Annotated in this window: 1 protein-coding gene; it reads left to right on the forward strand. The window is 57.7% G+C overall.

Going from position 1 to position 248, the window contains the following annotated elements:
* A partial coding sequence (locus KMS84_RS40500; protein WP_256921650.1) for a hypothetical protein occupies nt 1-248 on the forward strand: 248 nt, incomplete at both ends.

Raw genomic sequence — 248 nt, forward strand, 5'->3', positions numbered from 1 at the left:
TGATAATCCAGTTCCGGGGCAAATCCGACTGGGCAAGCTCGCGGTGGGGCAGGACCTCGCCGCCAGCCTCAAGTCTCGCGACCGGCAGTTTCAAGCTAGGCTCAAGGCGTCCGAGCAGGAAGTCATACGGTTGCAAGGCGAATTGCAGGAACTGAGGCAAACCAAACCTCCTTTGGCATTGATGGAGCCGGTTGGCGAGGACGCGCGGAGGTTGAAATACTGGTATCACGAAACAACCGGTTATCTGC

Origin of the sequence: Streptomyces hilarionis, from assembly GCF_024539675.1 — a bacterium.
In the GTDB taxonomy this organism is placed as follows: Bacteria; Actinomycetota; Actinomycetes; order Streptomycetales; family Streptomycetaceae; genus Streptomyces; species Streptomyces hilarionis.